We start from the raw sequence: 13502 nt of genomic DNA, 5'->3' as shown, positions 1-13502 counted from the left end.
TACAAATGTGATAGGCTCTACTTTTTCAGAACACCAACCAGCAGACATGTGACGCCAAGAGCAATCCACAATATCTTGCTCCATGTCAATTTATCTGCAATTCCGATAAGACCAATCGTCGTCGTTGCAACCAATACCAACGGTCCTACTAAGGCAAGCATTGAATTAACCGCCAACGCCTTCGCCGGTTCGTTCAGCCTCAGCATAATAATGGCTGCGATGATCTCCAACGAACCTGACATAAGCCGCAGACCCGCCATACTCATCACGAATTTATCCCAGTTCACTCTTCTTCCAGCCTCCTCATCAAACGGTTATCCTGTTTACACCGCCTGTCCAATTAATTCATTGTATGCTCGAGGAGATGTGAAACATGCCCACCATTGTATAGGCACCCGTCAGGGATACTCGGCATATATTGCTTGCATGAGTTAACACGATTATGGATAAATTTAGATTAGTTTGTGTGGCAAAGGAGAACACGAGCATGAATTTACGGAATGCGGTATCGACGTGGCCGGAGCAATTATGCGATCCGAGCGGGATGCGACTTCTTAAACCGAGAAGCAGCGGCTTCACGATGGTGATGGATAAAGGACTTGGCATGCGCGCATTCGAGGATATGATTGCTACTGCTGGCGAGCATCTTGATGTTGTGAAGCTGGGCTTTGGCACGTCGGTACTAGTACCTCTATCGCTAGTCAAGATGAAGACCCATCTGGCACGTCAACATGGAATTGCGATCATGCCTGGCGGAACCTTATTAGAGGTAGCCTACTTAAAAGGCATGGTTACAGATTATTTTCATATGATGAGAGAGATGGGCTTCTCCGCGGTTGAAGTATCTGACGGCACCATTTCAATGTCACGTACCGAACGTTCCCGACTGATCCGACTTGCCAAGGAGCAAGGATTCGAGGTTTGCACCGAATACGGCAAGAAACTGAGCGGAAGCCGCTTTGATGTCGAACAATTAGAGGAAACGCTGCTGTACGACCTGGATTGCGGCGCCTCCTGGATGACGCTTGAAGGACGCGAGTCGGGTGCTGGCGTTGGCATCTACGACCGCAATGGCGAATGTGACCACATGATGGTCGAAGCCATCCTGCAGCATATCGTACAGAAGGATCGTCTTCTATGGGAAGCCCCGCGTAAAGATCAGCAATTGTTCATCTTGAAGATTGCTGGGGTCAACGCCAGCATTGGCAATGTATCGCCAGAGGATATCCTTTCATTAGAAGCATTAAGACGCGGACTGAGATCCGATACGGTCCTAGAACATCATGTGTTCAACTATGAAATATAAGACCTTGGTCACAAACGAGGCTCAGTGGTATTAGATCATCATAAAGGGGGTATTTACCGATGCATATCGACGTCATCGCAAGCGTCGGCGAATCGAGGGTTATCGATCTGACCCATCGTACAGTAATCGTAATCGACGCACTGCGCGCTACGAGTACCATCGTAACCGCGCTTGCACATGGCGCGCTCGGTGTAGTACCGGTAGAAACAGTTGGTCAGGCCAAGCAATGCTGTGAACCAGATGATGTGCTCGGAGGAGAGCGTTTCTGTAAGAAGATAGCCGGGTTCCATGTTGGTAATTCTCCATTTGAGTATATGAATGAAGAGATTCGGGGCAAACGTATCGTGATGACGACTACGAACGGTACGCGCGCGATCCAGAAGGCCATTCGGGCTGAACGGATATTGGCTGGCTCATTTCTGAATGCGAGAGCTTGCGCACAAGCGGCCTGGAACCTGCGCAAGGATGTTGCTCTGCTGTGCGCTGGCACACAGGATACATTTGCATTAGAAGATGGGCTATGCGCGGGGCTGCTGCTGCATGAACTCATGAAGACTGCGGAGAGCAGCTCTGATTCGGTTACTACTAACGACCTCGGCAGCATGTCCATGAGCGCTTATCTACATCATGAAGCTAATCTATATGAAGTACTATTGAACAGCTCCAGCGGTAGAAGATTGTCTAAGCTTGGCTATACGAAAGATATAGAATACTGTTCTACTGTAAACAGTATTTCACTCGTTCCGCACTATGACCAACTGATGATGATCCCAATGGCGATCTAAATCGAATCAAGCGACATGTGTTAGTTCTAAACTCGCTCAGCATTGGCATAACGTGAAGTATAGGGCTTGTCTCAAGCTGTTCTCTTATTATGGAATAGCATTATACGATACAGCCCTTTCACTCTTCTTTAAGGAGCAACGCCTATGAACGGGGAGTTCATTCTTGTTACGCTTATTCTGATCGGCTTGGTCAGCCGCTCACCTATTATTACAACGGCAGCATGTATATTGCTGATCGTCAAGTTAGTTCATCTGGATCGGTTCTTGCCGACGCTTGAAAGACGCGGATTGGAGTTCGGTCTGCTGTTTCTGACGATTGCAGTCCTAGTACCATTCGCATCAGAGCGAATTCATATGAAGGACATCGTCTCTACGCTTACATCATGGACAGGCATTCTAGCACTGCTAGGCGGAGCGCTGGCTACATTTATGAACGGCCAAGGTCTTCATCTGCTAAAAAACGACCCACAAATGATCGTCGGCCTCGTAGCCGGTTCAATCATCGGGATCGTTTTCTTAAGAGGCATACCTGTCGGGCCGCTCATGGCCGCAGGAATAACCGCATTCTTCGTTCAATTGTTCAAATGGTTCTTTCCTTCACCGTAGCAGCCCTTCATCAATATGTACAATGAATAGACTAGCGGCGATCTTTCGGTCCACCTACAAATGCTTGATCCACCGTATCCAATCCGTATGCGGTATGCAGCGCGCGGATAACATCATGCAACTGGTTGTTGGCAATGACGCAGGATAGTTTGATCTCGGATGTGCTTACCATCTTAATGCTTATGTTAAGGCTGGACATCACTTGGAACATCTGAGCCGCTACGCCAGGGTTGCTAACCATGCCAGCACCGACGATCGATACTTTAACGAGATCCTTCTCAGATGTTATATCGCGATACGGAAGCTCTGAGCGAAGCTTATAAAGAACCTGGATGGCCTTCTCGCATTCTTCTAAGCCAGTTGTGAAGGAGAAGTCTGCTGTGCCATCCATTACGCCGCTCTGTACGATAATATCAACATCTATTCCCGCTTCAGCCAACGTACCGAACACTTTAGCCAGTATACCCGGTTGATCGACTACACCCAGAATACTAATGCGAGCTACGTTCTTATCGTATGCAATACCACTCACTACAACTCCCTGTTCCATAACCGCTTCCTCCTTGACGTATGTCCCTTCATTATGATTGAAACTTGAACGCACGACCAAGCACACATTGTTATGCTTAGCATACTCTACAGCTCGAGGATGAAGGACTGCAGCGCCTAAATGAGCCAGCTCCAGCATTTCATCATATGAAATTTCCTTCAGCTTGCGAGCACAGTTAACGATTCGTGGATCTGTAGAGTAGATTCCATCCACATCGGTGTAAATTTCACATACATCCGCTTGAATAGCAGCCGCTAGCGCAACTGCAGTCGTATCCGACCCGCCGCGGCCCAATGTCGTAATCTCTCCAGACTCCGACATGCCTTGGAAGCCTGCTACGATAACGATACTGTCTGCTTGGAGAGCCGCTTGAACACGTTCAGGTTCAATATCCAGAATCCTAGCTTTGCCATGCGTACTATCCGTACGAAAGCCTGCTTGCCACCCTGTAAAGGAAGTTGCTGCATGTCCCAACTGATGAATCGCCATCGACAATAACGCTACACTAATCTGTTCGCCTGTCGTCAGCAGCATATCCATCTCTCTTGCTGGCGGTTGTTCAATTAACAGCTTCGATTTATCAATTAAATCGTCCGTCGTGTCTCCCATTGCTGATACCACGACAACGCATTGATGACCTTCCAGTTTCTTCTCGACGACACGTTTGGCTACTCGCTGCATACGTTCGATATCGCCGACCGAACTTCCTCCGAATTTCATTACGAATAATGCCACGCTGACTCACTCCTATCCCGCAGGATGTAAATTTCATCTAAAAACTTATTATAAAGCATCCACTTTGACATGGGAAAGCAATATTTACATATTTCGTGAAAATAGTTGCCATCCCCTTTCAAGCTTCCTTCGTCAGATCTCTACATTATACCATAATCTTCTCTGCGGTAAAGCGTTATTGTGTGATAGTATAAAAAGAACCCCAGCGCTCCGAGGAGCAGCCAGGGTTCTTTCATTTACATTCCTAATTACGCGCGGGACATGTATTTGCCGTCACGAGTATCAATCAAGAGAACATCATCTTCGTTGATGAAGAGTGGAACCATAACGTTCAAGCCTGTTTCTACTTTCGCATTTTTCAATGCGCCTTGAGCCGTGTTGCCTTTAACGCCTGGCTCAGTCTCGATAACCTTCAGCTCTACGCTTGTAGGCAAGCTGATCCCAAGGATTTCACCTTGGAAGCTGGAGATGTTAACGATCATGTTGTCCTTCAGGAATTTGATTTCCCATTCGAGCTGATCTTTGGACAAGTTAAATTGATCATAAGTCTCGTTGTCCATGAATGTGTACTCTTCACCGCTGTTGTAAAGGTACTGAACTTCACGGTTGTCGATCTGAGCGCGGCCGATTGTTTCACCTGCACGGAACGTTTTCTCTGTGATGTTGCCGTTGCGCAGATTTCTAAGCTTGGAGCGAACAAACGCCGCACCTTTACCCGGTTTTACGTGTTGGAATTCAACAACGGAGAAGATGTCACCGTCTACTAATACTGTCAAGCCTGTTTTGAAATCATTTACTGATATCACTATTCATTTCCCTCCTACATACGTTCAGACCCGTAAAGCATGTATGATTACATATCAAGTACGAGCAGATCTTTCGTTGAATGTGTTATTATTTCAATCCCGTTTTCCGTAATGACGATGTCGTCTTCAATGCGAACACCGCCGAATCCAGGCACATAAATGCCAGGCTCAACCGTTACGGTCATACCAGGAGTTAACACCGTATCTCCAGCTTTGGACAGGCGAGGAGATTCATGAACCTCCATACCCAAGCCATGTCCTAGGCTGTGTCCGAAGTTCGGACCGTATCCATGCTTGGTAATAATATCGCGAGCAAGCGCATCGGCTTCACGTCCAGTCATTTCAGGACGGATATGCTCCAACGCATACAGCTGCGATTCCAATACAATATTGTAAATCTCTTTGTGCTTGTCTGATGGTTTGCCCAGTACGACAGTACGGGTAATGTCAGAACAATAGCCTTTATACAGAGCGCCAAAGTCCAACTTAATAAACTCATTGCCTTGGATGATTCGATCGCTGGCAACGCCATGCGGAAGCGCAGAACGCTCGCCCGAAGCCACAATCGTATCAAATGAGCTGGAGGTTGCACCGTTCTTGCGCATGAAGAACTCCATCTCAAGCGCGATATCAAGCTCCGACACACCCGGCTTCAAATAGCCGAGAATATGTGAGAATGTGCGATCCGCCAGATCAGCCGCTTCTCGCATAATACGAAGCTCGTCTTCATCTTTAATCATGCGGATGTCCTCTACTAATCCGCTCGTTCCGACGAGTTCAATTGGATTAAGGTCCTGCTGAAGCTCTTTGAATGTGGCATAAGACATATGCTCCTGTTCAATGCCCATCTTCTGAATACCCATATCCGAGAGCAAGCCTTTGAGTGTATCCGATACTTTAGCGTGCTCCACCACTTCGAAGTCTTTCGCTTGCTGTGGAGCTTGCGTCATATAGCGGAAATCAGTTAACAATACTGCTCGATCCTTCGTTATCAGGACGAAGCCTGCTGAACCTGTAAAGCCCGTCATGTAACGGCGGTTAATGCCGCTAGCAATCCACATCGCCTCAAGACCGTTATTGGCCATTGCGGCGCGCAGTCGCTGCACACGTGAGTTACTCATCCGAATCATCTCCTCTATAAGATCATTAATGTCCGTGATAACTTACTTACATCTGTTGAGCGGCATGATGTAAGGCATGGAGCCCCAACTCATAGCTGTACGCACCGAAACCAGCAATTTGCCCGATCACGACAGAAGCCGTCACAGAATGATGACGGAAAGCTTCTCGTTTATGAATGTTAGACATATGAACCTCAACCGTTGGCAGCCCAACTGTGCTTAAAGCATCCCGAATGGCATAGTTATAATGGGTCCATGCACCGGGATTGATCAAGATGCCGTCACAATTTCCATAAGCGGCATGAATACGGTCAATTATAACCCCTTCATGGTTGCTCTGCAGAAACTCAAGCTCAACACCCAGATCAGCAGCCACCTTGCTTAAGCGCTCTTCTATAGAAGCGAGTGTTACGACTCCGTACACATCCGGCTCACGAATGCCCAACATATTAAGATTAGGGCCGTTCAATACAAGATAATGCGCCATATCTATCCCACCTGTTTATGCCGAGTATCTCTATCCATCTAAATAGCAAACGAGACAACAGAGAACTTATGTAGACGAATACTCACGTATTTTATCACACGAAACAGCGCTTGAGAAGCATATACACAGGATAAGCATCGATTAAATCACACATTTTCTATTCCAATATGGCTGATTCTGTTTGTGAGTGATCCTCCACGAGATCGATTTGTACAAGTTTATGTCGAGTTTGTCCTAACTGGCCTGTTGATTACCATTCGTCGGATTAACCGACTCACGTACTCGCTCATCATTATATTCGATAGCTACTGTGTAGCCGATAAATAATCCCCAAAGCAGAAACAAGCAGCTATCTGTCCAGATGGAATTCCAATTTACTTTCGTTATTGGAGGCATCCATTTCAGCATCGGTCCAATTGCGATAAATAGAACAACCCACCAGATGACCCCGTATACAATACCCGCCAAGAAACCTGGAATTTTCTTAAACAGGAGCGTATAAATCAAACTTGCAATTATAGACAGTACAATAAAGGAAGCCCATCCCAACCATCCGCCTGCCGGCTTTTCCAAAAATTCATGTTTGAAGTATGGCTCCAATATGAAGCCGGGAACGACGATGGTAAAGTGCAGCTCGTACGCTATCCATCGCAAGCCTCCCCAGATAAGACCAGCAAATAATCCAAGCTGCAGCGAAAAAGTGAACATGTTTGTTTTATGTTTCTTCCGGTTCATTTGTTCCTGTTTTCGAAAATACGCCTCGTTCATGATGCATCCCCTTCTACAAGCTTTAAGTTTCTCACACCAAGCACCCGTGTTTCGAGCGGCTTTATGTATGGAGCTAATTATGGGTAGTATGCGCCAACAAAGTACAACTAGTCGGGTAATTGGCAATAAACTATATCTTGTAATCTATATGTTGTGGCAAAAGTGTCTCAAATTCGATACAATAGCATTAATAGTAGCCGCTTAAGGCATGTATGAACTCATAAGGATGGTGAAGAGATTGTCTGAACAAGCACAAGTTGCATACGGAGGACAAGCGGTTATTGAAGGCGTAATGTTTGCAGGTCGCAAGGTGAACGTTACCGCAGTTCGCCGCAAAAATAATGATATTGATTACTACGAGGTACCGCGCACCGATAAGAAATGGGTAACCGCGCTCAAGAAGATTCCGCTCCTGCGCGGCTTGGTGGGAATTATCGAAGCTAGTGCCAAAGGAGCTATGCACCTTAATTTCTCCGCTGAGAAGTACGCTGAAGATGAGGATGATGAAGGTCCTGAAGCTCAACAGGAAGGTAAGAAGTCAAGCTGGGACCTTTCTATGATACTCGGCGTTGCTGTTGTTGGGGTATTATCATTTATAGTTGGTAAGGTCATATTCACAGCTGGACCTGCTGCAATCGAGCAGATTCTGTTCGGAAAGCTGTTCGACAATAGAGTTATTCATACCATCATTGAAGGTATCATAAAGATTATCATTCTAATTGGTTACTTATGGGCGATCTCCTTGACACCGCTCATTAAACGACTGTTCCAATACCATGGAGCGGAGCATAAAGTAATCAGCGCTTATGAAGCTGGCGTCGAGCTTACTGTTGACAATGTTCAGAAGTTTACGAGATTGCACTATCGCTGCGGAAGCAGCTTCGTCGTTCTAACTGTATTGATTGGCGTCATCATCTATTCCTTCGTTCCATATGATGGATTAGTAGACCGAGTTATCGGACGGCTAGTTATGCTGCCTGTCGTCATCGGCGTTTCGTATGAATTCCTGAAACTTACGAATTCAGTCCGCGATGTGCCCGTGCTCCGTTTTCTTGGTTACCCTGGGTTGTGGCTGCAGTTACTGACGACCAAGGAACCTTCTGATGATCAAGTAGAAGTGTCCATCGCTTCCTTTACGCGAATGAAAGAACTGGATAATGAGCTTATGGTAGATATCGCTTCGTAATTATACCAACGTATCGGAAAGGGCGGATAATCGATGAGACGTCCATCATGGCCTTTGCTCGTATTGCTGCTGCTCGCTGGAATTGGACTCATAACTTGGATCACAAGCGATCCATACACCTTGTTGATACCTATTGTATTGATCGCAATCATATTTGCGGCATACAAGTTCGGTCCGAAGCGCGGACCTGTTAAGCCGAAGATTAAGAAGTCGGCGAAGACTGAAGCAAAGGTAAGAGCCATGAAGTCTGGATCGAATCATCCGCCGCGCAAGACGGAACGCCCCCGTTCCTCTGCCGATCTCCGTTTAATCGAAGGCAGCAAGTCTAAAGAGAAGAGCAAATAACAGAATGAGGCTCACACATCCACCGTTCAGATCGGATGTGTGAGCCTCTTTTGAATAGATGGTCAGCTCATATCTTGGTCTTCGTAATATAGGTTCCATAGTAAGTCTCATAACTACTGAAGTTCCACTTTTTAAAATATTCAGTTCCAGCCGCAAGACCAGATGCATACAAGGCAAGGCTTCGATCCTTCGTAATATCGAATTCTGTTACGCCTACTCCCAATGTCGGAATCTTAATGGTTCGATATATATTGTGCTTCTCTATATAACGCTGATCATGAGCGGACATCATCGTCTCCACCATTGCCTGCAGCATAGAGATGACTCCATTGATCTGACGCGGCTGGTTTTCCTGTCTACCAACCATCTGAAACCCAATCGTAGGCACAACACGTTTCGTGCGCGGATCCTGGTCATGTTCGAACAACCATAACGGAAAGTTGCTCAACATCCCTCCATCCACAACATACGAAAACTGCTTCTTGAACTGTTTTCGCACACCTTTCACTGGAGCATCGCGAATCATCACTGGATCGAAAAAGTACGGAATGCTCGTGCTCATCCGCACGGCCTTGCTAATTCGCAGATTGCGGGGCTCGATTCCATATTGCTTGATATCGTCGGGCAGCACTAACAATCGGCCGTTCGTAATATCGGAAGCAATGATGCGAAGTTTATCCGGATTCAGATCTCCGAATGTTCTTATTCCCTTTGCCGCGAGCAAATCATGAACCCAATGCTCCAATGCTTCGCCAGAGTATAAGCCTTTTTTCATCAGCAGCCTTGCTGCAGGACCGATCCATTTCACCTGAAAGATTGGCGCTCGCTTCAGGAACGATGTAAACGGCGTTCGCATAATGATGTCCCGCATCTCTTCTGCTGTGTAGCCTGCTGCGATTAAGGAGGCTACGATTGAGCCTGATGACGTCCCTGCTACTCTGCCAAAGCTGAATCCGGCTAGTTCAGCCGCTCTTACCGCACCAGCAAGTGAGATCCCCCGTACTCCCCCTCCTTCGAATACGGCATTCATGTGCATATAATGAACACCCCCATCTGCTCCTGTTCACACAGGCCTCATACTGTTATGTATGAGAGGATGGGGGTGTCTTATGTTAGTCCTTAATAATCAGTTGTATTATAGTATTCTCGAAGTCTATCAGCAACCTGCTTCGTGTTGCTAGTCAGATCCTTCGCGCTGAAAAATATATCTCCGCCGATATTGCTGTACTGCTCATTATATTTCAATTGATCGATCAGCACATCTGCGGTAGTCCAATTCTTCTCCGCTGCATCTGCTAATTTATACGCTGCATGACCAATATACAGATCGACTCCTGTTCCCGCAGTTTCCTTCACCCACCAGTCTACTAGCTTCGCATAGTCTGCGTCCTTATGTCCAATATGCCAATAGATCTGCGGCGCTACATAATCGATCCATCCATTGCGAATCCAGGTGCGCACATCCGCATACAAGGAATCGTAACTGGTTACACCTGCATTAGTTGGAGAACCTGTTGGATCAACCTTCGAGTTGCGCCATACTCCGAATGGACTGACACCGAATGAAACATATGGCTTCTCTGCTTTAATTTGCTTTGACAGCTCCTGAATAAACTGATTTACGTTGTTGCGGCGCCAATCTTCCTTATTAGAGAATGATTTATTATATTTTTCATAGGACTTATCGTCGTTGAATGGCTCACTATCTTGACCATAAGGATAAAAATAATCATCAAAATGAATGCCGTCGATATCGTAATTCGTAACTACTTCCATAATCGAATCGATGATGTATTCCCGAACAGCAGGTACACCTGGATCAAACCAGAGCTTGTTGTTATGCTTTACCACCCAATCCGGGTGCTTGCGTGCTGGATGATCAGCTGTCAGCTTCGTAATATCACTCTGGACACTTACACGATAAGGATTAAACCATGCATGGAATTGCATGCCTCGTTTATGTGTTTCTTCGATCATGAAGGCTAGCGGATCATAACCTGGATCCTTTCCTTGCTTGCCTGTCAACCATTCTGACCACGGAAAATAGGCAGAAGGATAAAATGAATCTGCTGTCGGGCGAATCTGTACAAATACGGCATTCAGCCCCATCTCTTTCAGATTGTCCAGCAGCGCTATGTAATCTTCTTGTTGCTTCTTAGCGTCAAAGCCTTTGCGGGGGTCCTTCGGCCAATCAATATTGTATACGGAAGATACCCAAGCACCCTTAATTTTGGTCTGCGCCGCCTCTTCCCCATTCGTTACCATGTTGATCGTCCGAGTCGATTGATCCCAGGTTACAGTCAGTCCGAGGTTCTCTGCAACAAACCGCAGCGGCACCATGGTCCGGTTAGCCTTGATCTGCGGAGCGGCATCCAGCTTCACGGCTTCGCCTGAAACAATAGCCGTATTCTTGCCCACATTCATCTGAATGAACGTCTCGTCCTTCTTGAACGTAACCTCTTGCAACTTCTGATCCCACGTCACTTCTGCTCCGAGCGCATCACCGATTGCTCGAAACGGAATCATCGTTACATTCACCTTCGGAATGATATAAGGCGATACATCCGTCACCAATCTTTGTTTATTCACAAATATGCGAATTTCATCCTTTGTAGATTTTGATTCAGCTAGCGCCGGCTGTGCTGAACCAATCGTTGTCATCAAGAATACGATTGTCATGCAAGCTGCTAACCACTTCTTCCCCATCTTGCGCATCTTTCACTCTCCCATTTCAAAATGTATTTCTTGCTAGTTTTGAGCCATTCATAAACTTAGACGCAAAAAATAAAACATCTGTTTCGGAAGAAACAGATGTTTTATGAATCATTATCTAATTCACTGCGAATCTTGCGTAAATCTTCGAGTCGTTCCGGATCACGTTCAAAGTATGCAACCAGCGATTCGATACAAGTAATGGAATCTCCGCTTAGATGATGTTCAATACCTTCTACATCTTTATAAATGTGCTCGTCCTGCACCCCGATAATCGTTAGGAAATTCTCCAGAAGCTGATGGCGATCCACTAATCGCTTCCCAATCTTCTTTCCTTTGCTTGTTAACACTAGACCTCGATACTTTTCATAAATTAAGTATTGGTCTTTGTCAAGCTTCTGAATCATTTTCGTAACGGAAGACGGATGCACCTCAAGACCTTCAGCGATATCGGATACGCGAGCATATCCTTTCTCATCGATCAGCTTATAGATGCGCTCCAAATAATCTTCCATGCTTGGTGTAGGCATCAGTTTCCCTCATTTCATCCTTACAATTCATCAACATTTTACTTCAACCTCTCCAGTTTACATGGTTTGCGGCTCAAGTTCAACCTAGCTTCTATCAAAGGAAATATTTCACAAACACATAACAGCTGCTCTCGCAGGCTATTTTACTGTGGATTTAGCACCTTTGCTCTTCAACATGGACCACATCCCATCGCTTGCTCGTACTGTTCCATCCTGCATCACCCATAAAGCCTCCACACCATCCAGGCTGTCTATACATGCGCGGCTCTGCTCGTAAGGCATCAGAAATACGACGGTTGACAGAAAGTCAGCAAGCCCTGAATTCTCGGTTACGATCGTCACAGCGCGGTAATAATCTGCCGGCATCAATGTCTTAGGATCTATTAGATGATGAATTCGTTTGCCATCTACTTCATAGAAGCGCTGATAGTCCCCGCTGCTTACTACAGATCCTTCTTCTATGAATACAGTATCCAGCAAATTATCTTCATCTGTCACCGTAAGCTTATCTGGATTCTGTATGCCAATCCCCCAGCGCTCGCGTACACCATCATAGGGATGTCCAATCGTACGCACATTGCCTCCAGCGCTAATAATCGCAGATTCCAAGCCAGCGGCCTTCATTTCCTGCGCGACGAGCTCAGTTGCATATCCCTTGGCTACTGCTCCAACATTCAAGCTCATGTTTGGATCCGCTAGAAATACAGTGCTATTCTCAACATCCACTATCACTTTATTCATGTCCATATGCTCGGCAGCGGCTTGCAGCTCTTCCATAGGCGGAAGTTTTGCTTGGTCTGGATCGGCAAGGCCAACATCGCGATAGTCCTGCCATATATTCAACACAGTCCCCATAGCGATATTCGTTCCCTCACCCGCTTCTTCGTACCACTTTTTGCAGAATTGAATCAGATCTATGATCTCGGGCGCAACCTTGACGGGTTCTATGCCTGCCTGATCGTTGACTGTCTTCAGATTGTTCAGTCCTTCATAGTTGTTATAGATATCGTACAACTGATGCAACTCTATGAATCGATCATGAATTTGCTTGAAATATTGGTCGAACTCTTCTTTGCTCTTCGTGTAAGCTACGACTTGAATGATGGTGTCGAAAGAATCGAACATCGTGTCACTGTACTTCTGATAGTCGCTATAATCTATTTTTGAGGTGTTCGCACACCCGGTAAGCAGCGTTATGGATAGTAATAGTATAATTAATCGTTTAACTTTCATAAGCAAGTATTTCCCTCCTGCCGAATCCATCCATGTATCTCTTATCTAGATAAAAGGGCTGTCTCAAAATGGGAACGCCCCTTGTTTTTCGGCTCACTAATCGAATAGCTATCTACAGGGGGCGGGAGTGGACACACGAGCCGCTATTTACAGCAAACACCACTAATTCGACATACTAGCGGACCGTATAGCCGTTATTTGACCCGAAAAAGCCGTTTAGTGCTAGTTTTGAAGCTAATAGCGTCATCTGTGTCCGCAAGTCCTCAACAAATACCCCGAAATCATGAAATAGCGACCCCTGTGTCCGTTCAAGCGCGGGTCAATCGGCCTTA

General features: G+C 46.1%; 15 protein-coding genes. 5 read left to right on the top strand and 10 right to left on the bottom strand.

All coding sequences use genetic code 11. The features are described 5' to 3' along the window. Positions 1-17: 17 nt before the first annotated feature. Positions 18-287, bottom strand: coding sequence for a YqhV family protein (locus ACXX53_RS16565; protein WP_458569770.1), 270 nt, complete (start codon positions 285-287; stop codon positions 18-20). A gap of 200 nt (positions 288-487) precedes the next feature. On the opposite strand from ACXX53_RS16565, the gene comA reads away from it, so the two are divergent. The 3 genes from comA to ACXX53_RS16550 all read left to right on the top strand — a co-directional run bounded on the left by comA (position 488) and on the right by ACXX53_RS16550 (position 2697). Then, positions 488-1306 (top strand): phosphosulfolactate synthase, encoded by an 819-nt coding sequence (comA, locus tag ACXX53_RS16560; RefSeq protein WP_458569769.1) that lies wholly within the window; start codon positions 488-490, stop codon positions 1304-1306. A 59-nt stretch (positions 1307-1365) separates the two neighbouring features. Further along, on the top strand, positions 1366-2091 hold the full coding sequence (locus ACXX53_RS16555) for a 2-phosphosulfolactate phosphatase (RefSeq protein ID WP_458569768.1): 726 nt from the start codon (positions 1366-1368) through the stop codon (positions 2089-2091). 144 nt (positions 2092-2235) lie between these two features. Beyond that, the gene (locus ACXX53_RS16550) at positions 2236-2697 is read left to right on the top strand and encodes a DUF441 domain-containing protein (protein ID WP_458569767.1); all 462 of its coding nucleotides are present in this window, start codon (positions 2236-2238) and stop codon (positions 2695-2697) included. Positions 2698-2728: 31 nt separating this feature from the next. Here the strand turns inward: ACXX53_RS16550 and ACXX53_RS16545 are convergent, their stop codons facing one another. From ACXX53_RS16545 to ACXX53_RS16525, 5 genes are all read right to left on the bottom strand, one after another. Beyond that, positions 2729-3982 (bottom strand): aspartate kinase, encoded by a 1254-nt coding sequence (locus ACXX53_RS16545; RefSeq protein WP_458569766.1) that lies wholly within the window; start codon positions 3980-3982, stop codon positions 2729-2731. Between the two features lie 248 nt (positions 3983-4230). After that, positions 4231-4788, bottom strand: a complete 558-nt coding sequence (efp, locus tag ACXX53_RS16540) for an elongation factor P (RefSeq protein WP_458569765.1) — start codon at positions 4786-4788, stop codon at positions 4231-4233. A gap of 47 nt (positions 4789-4835) precedes the next feature. Further along, positions 4836-5909: a M24 family metallopeptidase gene (locus ACXX53_RS16535; RefSeq protein ID WP_458569764.1), complete on the bottom strand. Its 1074-nt coding sequence runs from the start codon at positions 5907-5909 to the stop codon at positions 4836-4838. Positions 5910-5955: 46 nt separating this feature from the next. Further along, entirely contained in the window at positions 5956-6396 is a 441-nt protein-coding gene (aroQ, locus tag ACXX53_RS16530; protein ID WP_458569763.1) for a type II 3-dehydroquinate dehydratase, read from the bottom strand. 234 nt (positions 6397-6630) lie between these two features. Further along, on the bottom strand, positions 6631-7164 hold the full coding sequence (locus ACXX53_RS16525; RefSeq protein ID WP_458569762.1) for a YqhR family membrane protein: 534 nt from the start codon (positions 7162-7164) through the stop codon (positions 6631-6633). 238 nt (positions 7165-7402) lie between these two features. On the opposite strand from ACXX53_RS16525, the gene ACXX53_RS16520 reads away from it, so the two are divergent. Further along, positions 7403-8350, top strand: coding sequence for a DUF1385 domain-containing protein (locus ACXX53_RS16520; RefSeq protein WP_458569761.1), 948 nt, complete (start codon positions 7403-7405; stop codon positions 8348-8350). A 33-nt stretch (positions 8351-8383) separates the two neighbouring features. After that, entirely contained in the window at positions 8384-8695 is a 312-nt protein-coding gene (locus ACXX53_RS16515; RefSeq protein ID WP_458569760.1) for a hypothetical protein, read from the top strand. Between the two features lie 67 nt (positions 8696-8762). Here ACXX53_RS16515 and ACXX53_RS16510 read toward each other — a convergent pair whose 3' ends face one another. From ACXX53_RS16510 to ACXX53_RS16495, 4 genes are all read right to left on the bottom strand, one after another. Continuing rightward, positions 8763-9731 carry a patatin-like phospholipase family protein gene (locus tag ACXX53_RS16510; protein ID WP_458569759.1) on the bottom strand — a complete coding sequence of 323 codons (969 nt, stop codon included), beginning with the start codon at positions 9729-9731 and terminating at the stop codon, positions 8763-8765. A gap of 83 nt (positions 9732-9814) precedes the next feature. After that, positions 9815-11410, bottom strand: coding sequence for a family 10 glycosylhydrolase (locus ACXX53_RS16505; protein ID WP_458569758.1), 1596 nt, complete (start codon positions 11408-11410; stop codon positions 9815-9817). A 101-nt stretch (positions 11411-11511) separates the two neighbouring features. Then, positions 11512-11937, bottom strand: coding sequence for a transcriptional regulator MntR (gene mntR, locus ACXX53_RS16500; protein WP_458569757.1), 426 nt, complete (start codon positions 11935-11937; stop codon positions 11512-11514). A gap of 138 nt (positions 11938-12075) precedes the next feature. After that, entirely contained in the window at positions 12076-13170 is a 1095-nt protein-coding gene (locus ACXX53_RS16495; RefSeq protein WP_458569835.1) for an FAD:protein FMN transferase, read from the bottom strand. Between the last annotated feature and the right edge of the window lie 332 nt (positions 13171-13502).

This window comes from Paenibacillus marinisediminis (genome assembly GCF_054343325.1).
Note: the sequence above shows the minus strand (reverse complement) of the source record. Positions and strands in the feature narration are given on the sequence as shown.